10 protein-coding genes are annotated in these 15,670 nt (G+C 69.8%); all 10 read right to left on the bottom strand.

All coding sequences use genetic code 11. The features are described from left to right. Nucleotides 1–21 precede the first annotated feature (21 nt). Nucleotides 22–732 carry an FHA domain-containing protein gene (locus tag INT49_RS09385; RefSeq protein ID WP_193117462.1) on the bottom strand — a complete coding sequence of 237 codons (711 nt, stop codon included), beginning with the start codon at nt 730–732 and terminating at the stop codon, nt 22–24. A gap of 90 nt (nt 733–822) precedes the next feature. Further along, nucleotides 823–2,514, bottom strand: a complete 1,692-nt coding sequence (locus tag INT49_RS09390; protein WP_193117463.1) for a serine/threonine-protein kinase — start codon at nt 2,512–2,514, stop codon at nt 823–825. Then, complete coding sequence (locus INT49_RS09395) at nt 2,511–4,913, bottom strand: FHA domain-containing protein (protein WP_193117464.1); 2,403 nt, start codon at nt 4,911–4,913, stop codon at nt 2,511–2,513. The genes INT49_RS09390 and INT49_RS09395 overlap by 4 nt, the downstream gene beginning before the upstream one ends. Next, nucleotides 4,910–5,785 carry a PP2C family protein-serine/threonine phosphatase gene (locus tag INT49_RS09400; RefSeq protein ID WP_193117465.1) on the bottom strand — a complete coding sequence of 292 codons (876 nt, stop codon included), beginning with the start codon at nt 5,783–5,785 and terminating at the stop codon, nt 4,910–4,912. Before INT49_RS09400 ends, INT49_RS09395 begins: the two co-directional genes overlap by 4 nt. Next, on the bottom strand, nt 5,782–7,929 hold the full coding sequence (locus INT49_RS09405) for an RDD family protein (protein WP_193117466.1): 2,148 nt from the start codon (nt 7,927–7,929) through the stop codon (nt 5,782–5,784). The genes INT49_RS09400 and INT49_RS09405 overlap by 4 nt, the downstream gene beginning before the upstream one ends. Continuing rightward, nucleotides 7,929–10,526, bottom strand: a complete 2,598-nt coding sequence (locus INT49_RS09410; protein ID WP_193117467.1) for a transglutaminase domain-containing protein — start codon at nt 10,524–10,526, stop codon at nt 7,929–7,931. Before INT49_RS09410 ends, INT49_RS09405 begins: the two co-directional genes overlap by 1 nt. Beyond that, nucleotides 10,523–11,602 (bottom strand): DUF58 domain-containing protein, encoded by a 1,080-nt coding sequence (locus tag INT49_RS09415; RefSeq protein WP_226850032.1) that lies wholly within the window; start codon nt 11,600–11,602, stop codon nt 10,523–10,525. The genes INT49_RS09410 and INT49_RS09415 overlap by 4 nt, the downstream gene beginning before the upstream one ends. Before the next feature lie 149 nt (nt 11,603–11,751). Further along, the gene (locus INT49_RS09420; RefSeq protein ID WP_193117469.1) at nt 11,752–12,726 is read right to left on the bottom strand and encodes an AAA family ATPase; all 975 of its coding nucleotides are present in this window, start codon (nt 12,724–12,726) and stop codon (nt 11,752–11,754) included. Next, on the bottom strand, nt 12,723–14,018 hold the full coding sequence (locus INT49_RS09425) for an NHL repeat-containing protein (protein WP_193117470.1): 1,296 nt from the start codon (nt 14,016–14,018) through the stop codon (nt 12,723–12,725). The genes INT49_RS09420 and INT49_RS09425 overlap by 4 nt, the downstream gene beginning before the upstream one ends. 200 nt (nt 14,019–14,218) lie before the next feature. Beyond that, the gene (locus tag INT49_RS09430; protein WP_193117471.1) at nt 14,219–15,226 is read right to left on the bottom strand and encodes a polyprenyl synthetase family protein; all 1,008 of its coding nucleotides are present in this window, start codon (nt 15,224–15,226) and stop codon (nt 14,219–14,221) included. Nucleotides 15,227–15,670: the final 444 nt, after the last annotated feature.

The following is a 15,670-nucleotide window of genomic DNA, read 5'->3' on the forward strand; positions in this document are numbered from 1 at the left end:
GCTCGATCCGGCGGAACGTGGTCAGTCCTCGTCGGCCTCCTGCGACCGGTCCAGCAGCGGGAGGTCCTCCCGGACGACGAGCCTGGAGAGCACGGCGTGCTCGACCAGTCTCGCGCGACGGTTGCTGGCGAGCTTCCCCGGGCCACCTCGCAAGCCCCGCACCCCGAGCCTGTCGAGCTTGTCGCAGACGTTGTCCAGCTTGCGGTTGAACTTCGTCATCTGCCAGCCGAGCCGCTGCGCCGCCTGCGCCGACGTCGGCACCGAGCTCATGCCGGAGCCCTCCCGGGCGAGCATCGGTTCGGACAGGGCAAGGATCAGGAGCTTCTGGCTCTCGGTGAGCTGCACCGACCCCATGGTCGTCTCGCCCGCCGGGTCGTCCTGACCGGCGATGCGCGCGAACTTCGGGGAGTCGGCGTGGACGGAGAGGTCATACGTGGTGGGGCCGGCGGTGAACACGACCTTCGTCTCGTCGAAGACGAGCGGGATCCTGGCGCCCGGCGCGAGCCAGGCCTGCATGGAGCCCGTGCCGTCGGTGATCGTGGCCGACAGCCGGGACCCGACGTTCACCAGCCACCACATGGAGTCGACCTGCACGATCGTGAGGAACCGTCGATGCAGGAAGGGGTTGTCGTCGTCGACGTCGAGATCAGCCTCCCGGCCGATCGTCAGCTCCTCACCCTCGTCGATGCGGTACCACTCCCCGCAGAACTCGACCGAAATCGTCGACGCCATCGTCAGGCTTCCCCTCTGTCGTCCCTGCTGTGCTCGGTCGCGCCGTCGGATCGACGCGTCCGGTCTCTCACCGTCCCTGAACCGTACCGGTCAGTCGCCCTCGAGGCAGGCCTCGACCCATTCGCTCGCGTCGCCGCCGGCGGCGACGGTGCGCACCTCCGCGCAGCGTCCGGTCAGTCCCGGCGGGACGGAGCGCACGGTCGAGCTCCTCCCGGTGACGGATTCCGGGGCGCCGTACTCCTCGTACCCCTCGGGCATGTCCTTCCACCGCACCTGGAAGGAATCTCCCTCCGAGAACCCCTGCGGGTTCTCCCAGGCGATCTGCGCACGAGCCCGGACCCCTCCCGCGGCTTCGGGCGACACGATCTGGACGGACACCGCCGTCGGTTCGCCCGGCGGCTCGACGGGCGCCTGGGCGACGTTGATGTCCGTGGTCTCGAGCTCGGGCTGCTCCTCGACGAAGACGTGCCGCACCCCCAGGGTCGTGCCCACCCCGAGGGCGATCAGCAGCACCGCGGCGAGCACCACGTAGGGCCACATCGCCGTCGGGCGCTGCTCCTCGTCCTTCTCCGCTCCGGCCACCCCGGGCGGGACCGCTGGGTTCCCGCTCGCCTGCGCCAATGCTCCTGCCGGTCGCAGCACGGTCGCACCCTGCGAGAGTGGCGGTGCGGGATGACGAGTCGCCGGACCGGGACCGGGGCTCGAGGCGGGGCCGGGGCTGGAGCTGGAGCTGGGGCTGGAAGCAGCATGCGGTTCGAGCGCTGGAGCGATCCCGGCGTAGCGGTCCGGTGGACGTCGCCCACCCTCCGCGCCGTGTCTCGCATCCGGTTCGACGGTCACGACCTTCCGGATCCGCGTATGCATCTCCAGCTCGTCGTCGTCACCGTGCGCGGTGTGTGGGCCCCGCTCATCGAGGACGTCCATCTGGGTGACGGGCAGCGACAGCGCACGCTCGACCCGCTGCAGGCCGCGGCCCAGGGCGAGCGCGGTGTCGTACCGGCTCGACGGATCCTTCGCCATAGCGATCGACAGCACCCGGTTCAGCTCGAGCGGCACATCCGGTCGGATCAGCGGTCGCAGGGGCTCGGAGTCGATGCGGTGGAGGAGATCGGCGGCCGTGTTCCGCTGCCCCCGCAGCTCGAACGGCGTCTGCCCGGCCACCAGCGAGTAGACGGTCGCGGCGAGGGAGAACACGTCGCTGCGCACGTCGGCGCGCGGTGGATCCGCGAAGAACTCCGGGGGCGACCACGGGATCGACATGACCTGGGAGGTGTCGACCTCGTGGCCCTGCCCGGTGGCGATCGAGATGCCGAAGTCCGTCAGCGCTGGCCGGTTGTACTCCGTGACCAGGATGTTCGCCGGCTTGAGGTCGCGGTGGAGGATCCCGGCACGATGCGCGGTCTCCACGGCGCCGGCGATCTGGACGCCCACTCGCAGCGCTTCGGCGACGGTGATGCGCTGCCTGCGGAAGCGAACCCCGTAGTTCGGGCGTGGGCAGTACTCCATCACGAGGTAGGGCCGGTGGTCGCCGGACACCTCCGCCTGGTGGATCGTGACGATCGACGGATGCGTGGACAGCTGGGCCATGACGTCCGCCTCGACGTCGAACTGACGCCTCACGGACTCGTCCAGCACAGTCGCGAGCAGGACCTTGATCGCGACCTGGCGACGGGGGCGGAACTGCCGGCAGAGGAAGACATCGGCGAATCCTCCGGAGCCCAGCAGCTGCTCGTGCTCGTAGCCCGGCAGCTGTGGCGGCGCCGACGGTGGACGAGAGCTCACATGCGCTCCCTCATCCGGAGCAGGACCCCGTCGCCGAGATCGATGGTGTCCCCGTCGCGGAGCATGACACCCTCGCGCGAGCGCAGACGCACCGGTTCCGTGTTCGCCCGATACAGCGTGGTGCCGTTCGTCGTTCCGAGATCGAAGGCGACCACGTGCCAGCCCTCGAGGCGCAGCTCGAGATGGGACCGGGAGATGTCCTGCTGCGGACTGGGAACGGTGATCAGCTGGGGGACGTCGCGCGCACTCACCCGGGAGGCGCGCGGCCGACGCCCGAGGATCGCCGAGCGGTCGAGCACGATCTGCTCTCCGGTCGACAGCTCGATGACGCCCAGAGGTGGGCGCGAGACCGTGCGCGGGGTGCCGGTCAGCGCCGTGCCGCAGGCGCCGCACGCCATGCGCTCGGGCGAGTTGGCATGTCCGTTCGAGCAGACCAGGCCGGACAGCAGCACGGCAGTGAGGCTCGTGGACCCCGCGTTCCGGTGTCCGTGCGGGGGTGGCACGGAACCGGTGGGGGGCGTCGTGGTCTCGGGACGGCCCACCGGGCGCGGCGGAGTGGAACCGGGCGGCACCGGCCCGGGCTGGACCGGAAGGGACTGATGCGGGGGCGGCTGCTGCGAGTGCGGGTGAGGCGGGAGCGCCTGCCCCGGAGGTGGCTGCTGCGGGAGAGACTGTCCCGACGGTGACTGCTGCGGGCCGCCGGGCTCCTGCTGCGGCGGTGCCGCGGTGCGGCGGGCGGCTGCGGGGGTGATCTCCGGCGCCGCGCGACCGACGCCGGGCACCCAGTCGATGAGGTCGCTTTCGGGGCGCGTCTCCGCGCCCGGTGCCGCAGGCCTCGGACTCTGGCCACCGTCGGCACTCCTCAGCTGGGGGTTCGACATGGCCTCCGCGGAGGTCTCGGGGGATGCGTCCGACGCGGGGAGCGAGGTCATCGGCGCTCCGGGGTGTGCCGACGCGGCTGGTATCGCGGTCTCCTCGCCGTCCGTCCGGCGCACCGCCGCATCCTCGACCCGGCGGTGCAGGGTCTCACCGAACAGGTCGTCGTACGCCCCGATGGCGGCGGAGGTCCGGCCGGGGTCCGCCGCCTGCTGGTCGCTGAGGGACGGGGAGGCGCTGAGAGATCGGGAGTCGTTGCGAGCTCGGGAGTCGCTGCGGGATCGGGATCGATGGCGCGGCGCGGAGTTCTCGACCTCCTCCGTCCGCTCCCCCTCGTCGATCGGGGCGATCAAGGTATCTGCCGATCGGGTGGTGTCGTCCTCGGGCGCCTCCGAGGTCAGGAAGGCGGCCGACGTCGACGGCGCGGCTTCCCGACCGTTCTCGATGTCAGCCGTGCTCCCGGGCCTGTCGGGAGTGCGTCGCGGTCGATCGAACAACGAGGTGCTCACCAGCGGGCGTCGCGGAGCCTGATCCTGCTGAGAAGGGAATACCTGCGGGCCGGGTTGCTGCTGTTGCTGCTGCGACGGCTCGGACCCGAGCGCTCCGGGTGCCGGCTGCTCCCTCCCCGTCGCTGCGGTCGGCGACGAGGGGCCGGCGAGGAGGCTGTCGAACACATTGGGGGCTTCCGGGACCGCTGTCGGGGCGGTCGACGACGCGGAGGAGATGCCTCGCTCGGACACGGCGTGCATCGACACCTGCTCCCGCTCAGCGAGGGCCGGTGCAGGGGTCCTCACCGCCGCAGGCTGTTCCCCGAGGGTCGGGGGTGCGGTACGGGCCGGACGCTCGGCGCGAGAGCGTGCCTCCTCAGGGTCCTCGATCGACCGGCCATCGGCCTCGACCTGCCCGGCGAGCGCAGTGCGACCCTCGTCGCCCAGGGAGGCGGGGTCCACTATGGCGTGCACGAAACCGCGCACGCGAGCGACTCCTGCCACGACACGAGGCGCGCCGAGGGACGTCTCCGGCGGGAGGTCGCCGAAGGCGATGCGGCGCACGTGCTGGAAAGACTGCACGACGACAGGGCCTGTCTCGGTTCCCGCGATCCGCTGCGATCCGGCGGCGGTGTAGACCGCGAGCGGGGTGCTGCCCTTCACGCCGAGGACCGCTGAGGTGCCGTCGACGATCGCGAACAGGATCGCGGCGAGATCATCGGTGCTGGCCAGACCGGCGGCGGCGACCAGCTCGTCGAGGAAGCTCTCGGGAGTCGGGGCCTCCCCGAGAAGATTCCAGGCTGCTTCGACGAGCTCCGAGCGGGCGCCGGGCACCAGCACCACCCATCCCGTCTCCCGCGCCACCAGGGTCGCGGGGCCCTGCCGGGTCCAGAGACCGGGCCCGAGCAGATCAGCAGAATCTGCAGGATCAGCAGGATCAGCAGGATCAGCAGGATCAGCAGGATCAGCAGGATCAGCAGGATCAGCAGGATCAGCAGGATCAGCAGGATCAGCGTCGCTCTCCGGGGTCATCATGCACCGATCGTGCCGTCGGCGCCCGCCCTCGGGAGCGTGTCCTCGTCCACCTCGACCTCCGGATCGGGGGATGTCGCGGTCGCGGTGGTGCCCTCGAGGGCCGGCGCGAGACCTACGACCTCGACGGCCTCGACGAGGACCACGCTGACGTTGTCCCGTCCGCCGCCGTCGAGGGCCTGATGCACAAGATCGTCGCTGAGGGTGCGCAGGTCCGAGGAGCTGCGCAGCACGCGTTCGATGGCGGCGTCGCTGATCTCCCCGGTCAGCCCGTCGGAGCAGACCAGCATCCGGTCACCCACCTCGACGGGGATCAGCCAGTAGTCCGGATCGGAATCCGGGCCGGCGCCGAGTGCCCGGGTCACCATGTGCCGGTAGGGATGGACACGAGCCTCCTCCGGAGTGATGTCGCCTCGGTCCATCAGTTCCTGGACCACGGAGTGATCCACGCTGACCTGCTCGAAGATGTCCCCGGAGAGGCGGTAGACGCGGGAGTCCCCGAGGTTCATGACGACCCAGTACGCCACTCCGTCGAGCACCATGGTGGCGACCAGGGCGACCGTGGTCCCGGCGCCCTGGGTGCCCTCGCCACCGAGCTCTGCGATCCGCTCGGCGGCGGAGCCGAGCGACTCGCCCAGCTGCTCGACGGTCACGTTCTCCTGCAGGGTGAGCTTCTCGAACTCCTCCACGGCGATCGCGCTGGCCACCTCGCCGGCGTTGTGCCCGCCCATGCCGTCGGCGACCAGGTAGACCGGGGTGGCGTTGAGGATGCTGTCCTCATTGGTGGCGCGGACGTGGCCCACATGGGTGGCAGCTGCCGAGACGACACGGACCGTGCCGTGGACGTCCGGGTCCGACAGGGAACGGTCGATCACAGCTCGCGCTCCACAGACAGGGTCCGGTCGCCCAACGTGAGCTGAGCGCCGAGCGGCAGGATCGTGGCCGCGTCCGGGAGGAGGGCCACCCGGGAGCCGTCCTCGTGGACGATGGTCGAGCCGTTGGTCGAGCCGAGGTCGGTGACGGTGATGTCCTCCCCCGAGTCGTCGATGCGCAGGTGCGTCTTGGAGACCGACCTGGTGCCGTCCTTCAGCACGAGCTGCTCAGCGCCGTCCGCGGCCGACGGGTTACGACCGATCACGGCCGCCTTCTCGACGAGAAGCTCGGTGCCGTCGTCCACGGTCAGGCGGAGCTTCTTGACGGCCGGCGGCGGGACGGCAGTGATCCTCGTCTGCTCGAGGTCCTCGGGGGACTCCTCGCTCGGGATCAGGCGGGGCTGCTCGTCGACGTCGTGGTCCTGCGGGCCCCCTGCGGCGCCGCTGGGCCCGTTCGGAGCCTCAGACGGGTCCTCCCGGGGAGCGTCCCAGAACGGCGCTGCCAGCGACTGCTGCGCCGGGGATGCCGTGTGCTGCGGCTGATCCCACTGCGGGGACGCCAGCTGACTCTCGGCGTGATCCTGGTCCAGCTCCGGGGCTCCGCCCTCAGCCTGGGTCTGGGTCTGAGTCTGGGTCTGGGTCTGCGGCGTGGGCGGTCCCCACGGCTGCTCCGGCTGAGAGGCAGGCGGCGCCGGCAGGCCCCACTGCTGCTCCGGCTGGGGTGCAGGAGGGGCTGGCGGTCCCCACTGCTGCTCCTGCTGAGGGGCAGGCGGTCCCCACTGCTGCTGGTCGGCGGACTCATCGCGGGGAGGTGCCCACGTGTTCTCCGGTGTCGCGGCGGCTTGGCCTTGGTCCGGCCCCCGCCCGACCTGGGCGGCGTCGGCGTCGGCGGCGCCCGCCGACGGTTGCCCGACGGGCACGTTCGTCATCGGCGCGGCAGCGGGGCTCGGAGCCGGGCCGGCGGAGGCCGCGAATGGGCTGCCGCCGCTCGACGGAACCGGGCTCGAGCTGCTCGATGGAGCCGCGCTGGAGCTGCTGGATGGAACCGGGCTGGCACCGCTCGATGGAGGGCCGCCCCAGCCACCGCTGGGCTGAACGTCAAAGTGCTGAACGTCAGAGTGCTGAGCGTCGGCGGCAACGTCATGATGCCCACCGGTCCAGGCCTCTCCGGGCTCGGCGAGCAGGTTCTCGTGGGCGCTCACCGCCACGGACGGATCACCGAGGTAGTGGTCCGCGTCGGCGCGCTCGTAGTCGTCGGCCCGTTTCACGAACGGATTCCGCCCGCTCTTGACGTCGACGACCACGGAATCCACCGCGCGGTCGTGGAAGCCGCGCAGGAGGGATCGCGGATCCAGGAAGATCGACAGGCCCATCAGCCACGGGATGATGCTGTAGAGCACCCAGCGGCCAGCGGCTCGGAGGAAGCCGATCCCCTTGCCGTCGTGGGTCCGGGCGATGCGCAGGCCCATGATCAGCTTGCCGAAGGAGAACCCCTTGGCGCCGGTCAGCCAGATCACCAGGAGTGTGTAGGCGACGGGGATCACCACGCTGATGCCGGACAGGATCTGGGTGAACAGGGTGATCGGGTCCTGGACGGCGAGCAGCACGATGGCGACGATCATCGGGATCAGCAGGACCATCACGATGACGCCGTCGATCAGCGCTGCCACGAGCCGCTTGACCGGCGAGGAGGGGACGCAGCCGTCCAATGGCGGCTCCATCTCGGCGCCGGTGACGGTGCCCGGGGTCGTGGGATCCGGCGCTGCGCCCGGCGAGCCGGGGCCGCTGGACTGCCCGAAGGGAGCTCCGGGGCCGTTCTGGGTGAGCGGTGGCTGAGTGACCATCATCCGATCGTACTGTTCTACGGGGCGTGGTGCCGGAGTCTGCTGCTCGCGCCGGTCCAGGGAATCCATAGAGTCCAGGGAGTCCTGGGAGATCAGCTCGATCGCCGCGACTGTCTCCACCGGCCGAGCCTCGGTGCCCCGGCCCCGGGACCGTGGTCGGGGCGCCTGCGACCAGGCTCCGGGAGCGTCGGTGGCGCGCCGCGCATAGGGCGAGGGCTGATAGCGCGCACCGCACTCCCCGCACAGCGCGGCCTCCTCGGACAGCAGGGACCCACAGGTGCTGCAGTATCGGGTCTGGTTCATCAGGATCGGCCCTTCGTCGGTGGTCTCTTCGATGCCCTGCTGGCGGGTGCTCTGGTGGTCGGCGGCCTGCTGGTGGAGTCGCGTATCGACGAGTGGCGACGGCGCAGCGCTTCGGAGCCTCGCGCGGCCCGCTCCGGGTCAGGCGCCGTCGTGCGGGCCCGTCGCCCCTCCTGCGTCCGGCGCCGGGACCGGATGCAGAGCGATCTCGGGGAGATGGCCGCTCGTAGCCGCCTGTGCCACGGGACAGAATCGGTCAGGATGCGGCGGGAGCCCCTCACGCGCCACCAATACTCCTCCGCGGTCGAGTCGGGCTGGTCGTCGGGTCCGAAGACGGCGCGATCCGCTTCCCGGGCGAGCGCCAGGGCACCCATCGCCGGGAGGTGCCTCTCCAGGAGTTCCGCGGTCTCCGCACGGGTCCGCATCGGATCCGGCGGGTGCCCGAGGTCCGTGAGGAGGTCGAGGATCTCCTGCCATCCGCCGTCGATGCGAGCTGCGAGCGAGCCACGGGTCCGGCGCCGGCCACGACGCACAGACTTGGCCACAAGGACCACGACCACGAGCGCGAGCACCGGCGTCGCCGGGATCAGCGGGTAGGCGACGTACCCGGTCCAGGGCACGGACTCATCCGTCGCCAGCTCGTCCCCCTCGGAGTCGCCACTCGTCGCACCCGGAGTCGGGTCGGCCGGAGATGGACGCGGGTGCGCGACCTGGGGCAGAGGGCCGTCGACCTTCCCGGGCGTGCGGCCCGTCGGGGTCTCGTCCTCCTCAGGGGCGGAGGCGAAGCGCACCCAGCCGAGATCCTCGAACTTCACCTCGACCCACGCGGTGACGTCCTCGCCGGTGATCGACGCCGTCTCCCCGGCACCTGGCGGGACCTCGAATCCCATCACGACGCGCGCCGGCATCCCGATCGACCTCGCCATCACCGCGGTGAGTGCAGCGAACTGCTCCTGGTCGCCGATGCGGCCGACGGGCTGTGCGGCGGGGGCTTCGTCGAACCCGACGGGCTCGAGCATCGCCAGCAGCCTGCTCGCGCCATGGCCGGAGAAGGAGGCTGCTTCGCCGTCATCGATGCCGTGGGAGAAGGTGGCATCTGCTGTGATCGAGCGGGAGAGGTCCAGGAACCTCTCGTAGTCCGACTCCGAGTCACCGGCCCACTCCGCGGCGAGCGACGTCATCACGTCGATGTCCGCGTTCTGAGGCAGGCGCACCTCGGCGAACGTCGCGGTGTTCTGCTGCTGGATGGTCGGTTCCCGATACGGCTCGTACCGGAGCGTGTAGACGTCCCCCGTCCGGACCCCGCTGGCGTTCACCGCGGTCTGGGACCGGTCGTTGAGGAAGAGGCTCTCGGCCGTGGCTCCGGCTCTCGACGACGACAGGCCGTCGAGTTCGATCCGGTCTGTCCGGTCGCCGACGGTCGGCAACCACACTCCCGTGTAGTCGCTGATCCGCACGGTGGAGGTGCGCTGCTCATCGGTCGGCCGATGCAGATCCACGCCGTCTGCGACCCGCAGAAACGCTCCGGAGGCACTGTCCTTCTCGACGTTCCCGGCGACGTTGTACGCCTGGAGGTCATACAGGTCCATCGCGGCCAATCGCACGTACTCCCCCGGCGCGACGCCGGTGATGGAGAACAGCTCAGCCTCACGCTGATCTTTGAGATAGCCCCGAAACTCGGAGAGCGGCGAGACATACTCCCGCGGGTCGAACGGCGGCGTGATCCGATCGCGCACCGCGAAGCGTCCGGTCCCCTCCGGCGGATCGAGCAGCGAGTGCGCACCGACGGCGACGCTCCCCGCGAGCAGCATGACCAGCGCGCCACCGATCATCCGACGCCGAGGTACGGGGTTGCTCCTGAACCCGGGGAGCGCCACGTCGGAGGTGATCGCTGATCGGGCGCCGTCCAGCCTCTCGCTCTCGTAACGCCAGGTCAGCCACCCGACGGACAGCACGGCGAAGAGCACTCCCCGGACCACCGGGAGAAAGGTCTCCGTGGTACCGAAAGCGATGGACAGCAGCAGCAGCGCGAGAGGAAAGAACCAGGCGATCAGATAGCGACGGCTGCGCAGCGCCACGCTCGTCCCGAGCACCGTCAGCAGCAGCACGCTGATCCAGACCACGCCGAGAACTCCCTGGGCCGTCCCCACCGGCGGCACCACCGTGAGAGCGGATTTCCAGGTGACCACCGGCGCGGCGAGCAGCTCCAGGAGCGACCCCCGGGTGGGCAGCACCCCCCACAGGGCCCGGACGGGGGCTGCGAGCAGAGAGCCGAACAGGGCGTAGACGAGGACCAGGAGCGCCGCGATGCGCAGGGGGCCCCAGCGGAAGCGGGCACCGATCAGAGCGATCATCGTGCCCAGGACGGTCGCCATGGTGCCGGTGAAGAGATAGTCGACGCCGCCGTAGGCCGGCTGAAATCCGGCCAGGGCCAGGAGGAACAGGGTCCCGAGCAGGGCGATGTCGATCGCCCTGCGGCTGTTCCGGACGCTCGCGAAGTAGGTGCGGGGAGGAGACGGTGCAGGCTCGGACGGTGCTGCAGGCCCCAATGGCGCTGCAGGCTCCGACGGTGCTGCGAACCTCGACGTCGCCGTGGTCATCGTCCCACCGCCCGAAGCGCCCGCGGCAGGGTGTCGAGGGAGCCCACCGTGACCACGTCGAGCCCGCCGATGGCGGAGCGCCGCATCTCGGCGCCCTCCGCGCAACGGATCGCCACGGCCCTGACCCCGACCGGGAGCTTATGGGCGGCGGTGTTCAGCTCGCTCGCCGTGGTCAGAGGACCGATGACCATCATGACGACCGAGGCCCCGGGCGCCAGTTCGGCGGCCTTCTGCCCGAGCGCATGGAACGGGACGCGGTTCTCGAGCTGACCGACCAGTGTGAAGTCGTCCATCAAGTGTCGGTGGGTCCGGGTGCGCTGGCGGGCATCGACAGTGAAGGAGGTCAGCTCCTTCTCCTCGCGATGGGTCTGCGCCGCGATCGAGGCGGCGACCGAGACGGCCAGCTCGAACTCCTCGGCCCTTTCGTAATGCGCTGCGAGGTTGCCCAGCGCCACCACCACATGGGACCGGCGGGTCTCCTCGAACTGACGGACCATGAGCGTTCCCGTGCGTGCCGTGGTGCGCCAGTGCACGTGTCGTCGGTCGTCCCCGGGGGTGTACTCCCGCAGGGCGTGGAAGGCGATGTCGGAACTGTACAGCTCCGCCGACGGCGTGCCTTCGAGGTCACGGAGGAGCCCGCTGGATGCACCGTCCAGACGCACGGTTCGTGGGTGGACGAACAGATCCTGCTCCCTCACCCAGGTCACCTGCCGGCGCACCAAGGAGAGCGGATCATCACGTATCGATCGCACCGGGCCGATGACCAGCAACGCTCGTCGCGTGGTCGGGACGGCGAACAGCTCCTCATGGGTGCCGGCCGGGGCGAGTCGCGGCACCGGGAAGTGGGTGGCCGCGGAGCCGACGGCGAGCTCGATCCGTGTGGGCAGGATCGAACGCCCGGAAGGATTGGCCACCTCGATTCGGCCGACGGCCCTGGTGCCGGCCACGACGCGATCCGTCTGCAGATCGAGGGTGACCGCAGAGGTGGCCCGGCCCAGCACGAACAGCACCGCGACGACGAGCATCACCGTCAGTGCCAGAGCGATGACGTTCAGCTCGGTGACGTGGAGCAGCATCCCGAGTGACCAGCAGCCAACGGCACCGGCGAGAACCGCCCACCCGATCGGTGACACGAGGTCGAGCACGGGCCCGACGCGACGACTCCACCGGCAGGAACGCCTTGAAGGGCCCCCTGACGTGTCCGAGCTGCGCACGGTCCTCGATCTCATGCTGTGTGCTGCCGTTCCTGGGGAGGTGCCACCTCGGTGAGTATCTTCGCCATCACCGAAGCCGCGGTGGACCCGGCGAACTCTGCCTCGGGATCCAGCACGACGCGGTGGAGCCAGACCGGCTCGACGAGATGCTTGACGTCATCGGGGACTACGTAGTGGCGACCACTGACCGCCGCCCAGACCTTCGCCGCACGCATCAGCGCGATCCCGCCGCGGATGGAGACGCCGACCCGGACCTCCGATGCCAGTCTCGTCTCTTCCATGAGGCGGGAGACGTACTCCAGCACCGCCGCGTCCACATGCACCGTGGAGGCGAGCTGGGTCATGTCGTCGACTGCCTGCAGGGAGATCCGCGGGGAGAGCTGACTGCTGCGGTCCAGGACGGATGCGCCCTGCAGGATCTGCACGCTCGAAGCGTGATCCGGGTAGCCGATCGACGTCTTCAGCAGGAAGCGGTCAAGCTGCGCCTCGGGCAGGCGATAGGTTCCCGCCTGCTCGATCGGGTTCTGGGTCGCGATCACGATGAACGGGGCCCCGACCTCGTGGGTGATGCCGTCGACCGTGACCCGTCCCTCCTCCATCACCTCGAGCAGCGCCGACTGGGTCTTCGGTGAGGCGCGGTTGATCTCGTCGGCGAGCACGATGTCGGCGAACACCGGTCCCTGGTGGAACTCGAAGGACTTCGAACTCTGGTCGTAGATCGTCACACCCGTCACGTCGGAGGGCAGGAGGTCCGGGGTGAACTGGATCCGGCTGCTGGAGCCCTGCACCGTGGCGGCGATCGACCGGGCCAAGGACGTCTTCCCGGTACCCGGGGCATCCTCGAGCAGCACATGCCCGGGCGCCATCATCGCGGTCAGCACGAGCCGGATCACCTCGTGCTTGCCGAGGACCGCCGTGCTGATGTTCTGGACGAGCTTGTCGAAGGTCTCGGCAAACCAGCGGGCCTGCTCAGAGGTCATGGTCACGGGATACGCCTGCCTTCGTGGCCGCTGGGCAACGATGCGTGGAGATGCGCCTCGACCGGAGGCTTCCAACCCCCGCCGACCTGCACCGTGGTGACCGCGTCAGCGGCAGCCTGGGGCCCGGGCGTCTCTCCCTCCTGGCGCATGTCGAGCGTCACCGTGCCCGTGCCCGTGCCCTTGTCCTCTCGACCCTCGTCGACCAACTCCATGTCCTCGGCGATCTTCCAGGACAGACCGGATCCCTGATCGTTCAGGACCACCAGGCCCCGGTTGACCCGAAGGGCGAGATCTGCCGAGGAGTCTGCGTCGGGCACGGACGCCACCATCGCCTCGGCGCCGTCGCACGCTCGCACGTAGAGGTTCGACTGCGTCCACGCGCCGTAGGCGCAGCTGCCGACCTGCGCCGGCGGCACTGGGGTGCCCGGCGCTCCCGCAGCGGATTCGCGTGCCTCGCCTCCGGCCAGGGGCACTCGGACGAGGGCGGACTCCGTCGCGAGGACCACGTCGTCGGCCGCGGGTCCGGCTTGTTGGAGCTCAGCGTCGTCCAGGGAGCCGATTCCGTCTGCTGCGAGGTCGTGCTCCATGCCTGAGACTCCGAGCCGGAGCATGCTGTTCTCTGCGTCGAGGAGAACCGGCACATTGCCCACTGCGCTCAGCTGCACCTGGTCGGCGGCGGTGGACAGGGCGTCGAGCTCGGCGGGCTCCGCCGCTGTGGTCCGGCCGGGGTCATCGGCGTGCGGGAAGGTCATCAAGGTGGTCCCGTCGAGCACGAAGACCGTGCCGTCCGAGCCCACGACGATCTCGGCCGCGCTGCCACCGGTCGTATAGGCGGGCTCGACCTCCGCAGGACTGAACCCGGGCACCTGCCCCGGGGACAGGATCCAGACCTTGCCCTCCGGCGATGCGATGGCGACCCGGTCATGGCCCAGACGAACTGTCGAGCCGGGGGTGAGATCGACGAGCGGATCACGTTGCACGCTCGCCGTGTTGACGGGCGTGATCCACCGGGCGTCGATCAGCAGAACCGTGTAGCCGTCCTGGATGATCTCGAGATCTTCTCCGGCCACGGTCAACCGGGCATCGAGCTCCCCAGCATCGACGTTCACCCGGGCCACGAGCCCGGCAGCCTCGTCCCTCACCCAGACTCCGCCGTTGGAGACGTCGACCTCAGAGGGCGACAGCCCTGGATACTTGACGGCGAACCCAGTGATCACCAGGGCGATCACTGCCAGCACCGCGAAGGAGACGGCCGTGGTGCGCCGTCGGCGTCGCGTCTGCGCAGCAATGTCAAGCATGGCCGGATCCCCCAGTGGTGGCATCGAAGTGCGCGTCACGAATGACGGACCACCCCCGGATCCTCAGCCAGGGCACACCATCGATCCCAGCCGCACGCGCGACCGCCTCAGCGTAATCGCGGCCCCGCAGCGAGCCCTCGGTTCATCCACAACGCGCAGGTGCGGCCACACTTTCGACCACGCTGCCGCCCCTTTGCCGGTTACCGCCGGCGCTGCACGAGCGACCGGGTGAATTCCGTCAGCGCGTCACGGACGGCCCCTGCCGGGAGCTCACCGAGGATCTCCACTGCCTCATCCGCTGTGCGGGCGGCAAGCTCACGCGTCTCTTCGAGAGCGGGATCCTCGCGAAGCATCGTGACGAGTTCGTCGAGCACCTTGTCCTCGGTGAGGTCACCATCCAGCCGGGCCACGATCTCCACGCTCTGCGCGTCGCCGGTCTGCGCGGCTCGTCGGCGTACGAGCAGGGTCGGCATGGTGGGCACGCCTTCGCGAAGGTCGATGCCGGGCGTCTTCCCACTCGTCGCGGCGTCGCTTCCCAGGTCGAGCACGTCGTCGGCGAGCTGAAACGCCACACCGACCTTCTCCCCATAGCGGCGCATCACGTCGTCCGTCCCGGCAGGCGCCCCGGAGAGCAGCGCACCGAGCTCCCCAGCGAGAGCGAGCAGGGAGGCAGTCTTGTCCGCGAGTACAGAGATGTAGTGCTCGAACGGATCTTCATCGTCCGAGGGGCCGACGGTCTCGTGCAGCTGACCCAGGCACAGACGCTCGAACGTCTCCGAATGCAGGTGCACTGCCTCGACGCCGATCTTCGCGCTCAGCCCACTGGCTCGCGCGAACAGGAAATCCCCGGTGAGGATCGCGACGTTGTTCCCCCACAGCGAATGGGCGCTGTCTGCGCCGCGCCGAGTGGGCGCGGAGTCCATCACGTCATCGTGATAGAGGCTCGCAAGATGCGTCAGTTCCACCAGCACCGCCGCGTCCAGCACGCTCTCCCGGTCGATCTCGCCCAGCGAAGCAGCAAGCAGCACGAGCATCGGACGCACTCGCTTGCCGCCGGCGTCCATCAGATGCCGGGCAGTCCAGCGCGCCATATCATCCGAGGTCGCGACAGACTCCCGCAGACGACTCTCGATGATCGCGAGATGCTCTGCGACGCGCGAGGCAAGCTGCTCATCGATCTCGGGGACGACCGGCAGCGAGGACGGCATGGCTCTCCTGGAAGTCGGCGGGGATGCTCTTGGAGTGGCTCCCCGGCGCAGATGGCGGGTGGCCGGTGGCGAACTGATCGACACCGACATCAGATTCTCGTGTGCGGAACAACCGTCCACACGACCACCCAGTCTACCCATCCGTCACGCAACCGGACCGGTCCGGTGGTCCCTTCGTGACGCGTAGAACCCGGGCAGCACGCGGCCGATTGAGGACCTCGAGCACGCATCACCTCTGCGGGGCGACTCCACGGAGACCCACCACGCGCCTGACACCGCCGGCCAGCCAACGAACACGCCCACCGGGGCGAGCCTCGAGACGCGGAACCCACTATCGGTGAGCTGCCTTTTTTGGGCATAAAAAAAGGGAGTGGGAGGAGCGAAACCCTCACGGGTCTCAAGCTCACTCCCACTCCCACAAAGATGTCCGGCGGCGACCTACTC

This window comes from Brachybacterium tyrofermentans, from assembly GCF_014897585.1.
GTDB classification, from domain to species: domain Bacteria; phylum Actinomycetota; class Actinomycetes; order Actinomycetales; family Dermabacteraceae; genus Brachybacterium; species Brachybacterium tyrofermentans.

Excerpts from the sequence above, each read along its gene's own strand:
- INT49_RS09430 (WP_193117471.1), bottom strand. The coding sequence starts at position 15,226 with ATGCCGTCCTCGCTGCCGGTCGTCCCCGAGATCGATGAGCAGCTTGCC.
- INT49_RS09385 (WP_193117462.1), bottom strand. The coding sequence starts at position 732 with ATGGCGTCGACGATTTCGGTCGAGTTCTGCGGGGAGTGGTACCGCATC.
- INT49_RS09405 (WP_193117466.1), bottom strand. The coding sequence starts at position 7,929 with ATGAACCAGACCCGATACTGCAGCACCTGTGGGTCCCTGCTGTCCGAG.
- INT49_RS09395 (WP_193117464.1), bottom strand. The coding sequence starts at position 4,913 with ATGATGACCCCGGAGAGCGACGCTGATCCTGCTGATCCTGCTGATCCT.
- INT49_RS09425 (WP_193117470.1), bottom strand. The coding sequence starts at position 14,018 with ATGCTTGACATTGCTGCGCAGACGCGACGCCGACGGCGCACCACGGCC.
- INT49_RS09410 (WP_193117467.1), bottom strand. The coding sequence starts at position 10,526 with ATGACCACGGCGACGTCGAGGTTCGCAGCACCGTCGGAGCCTGCAGCG.
- INT49_RS09415 (WP_226850032.1), bottom strand. The coding sequence starts at position 11,602 with ATGCTGCTCCACGTCACCGAGCTGAACGTCATCGCTCTGGCACTGACG.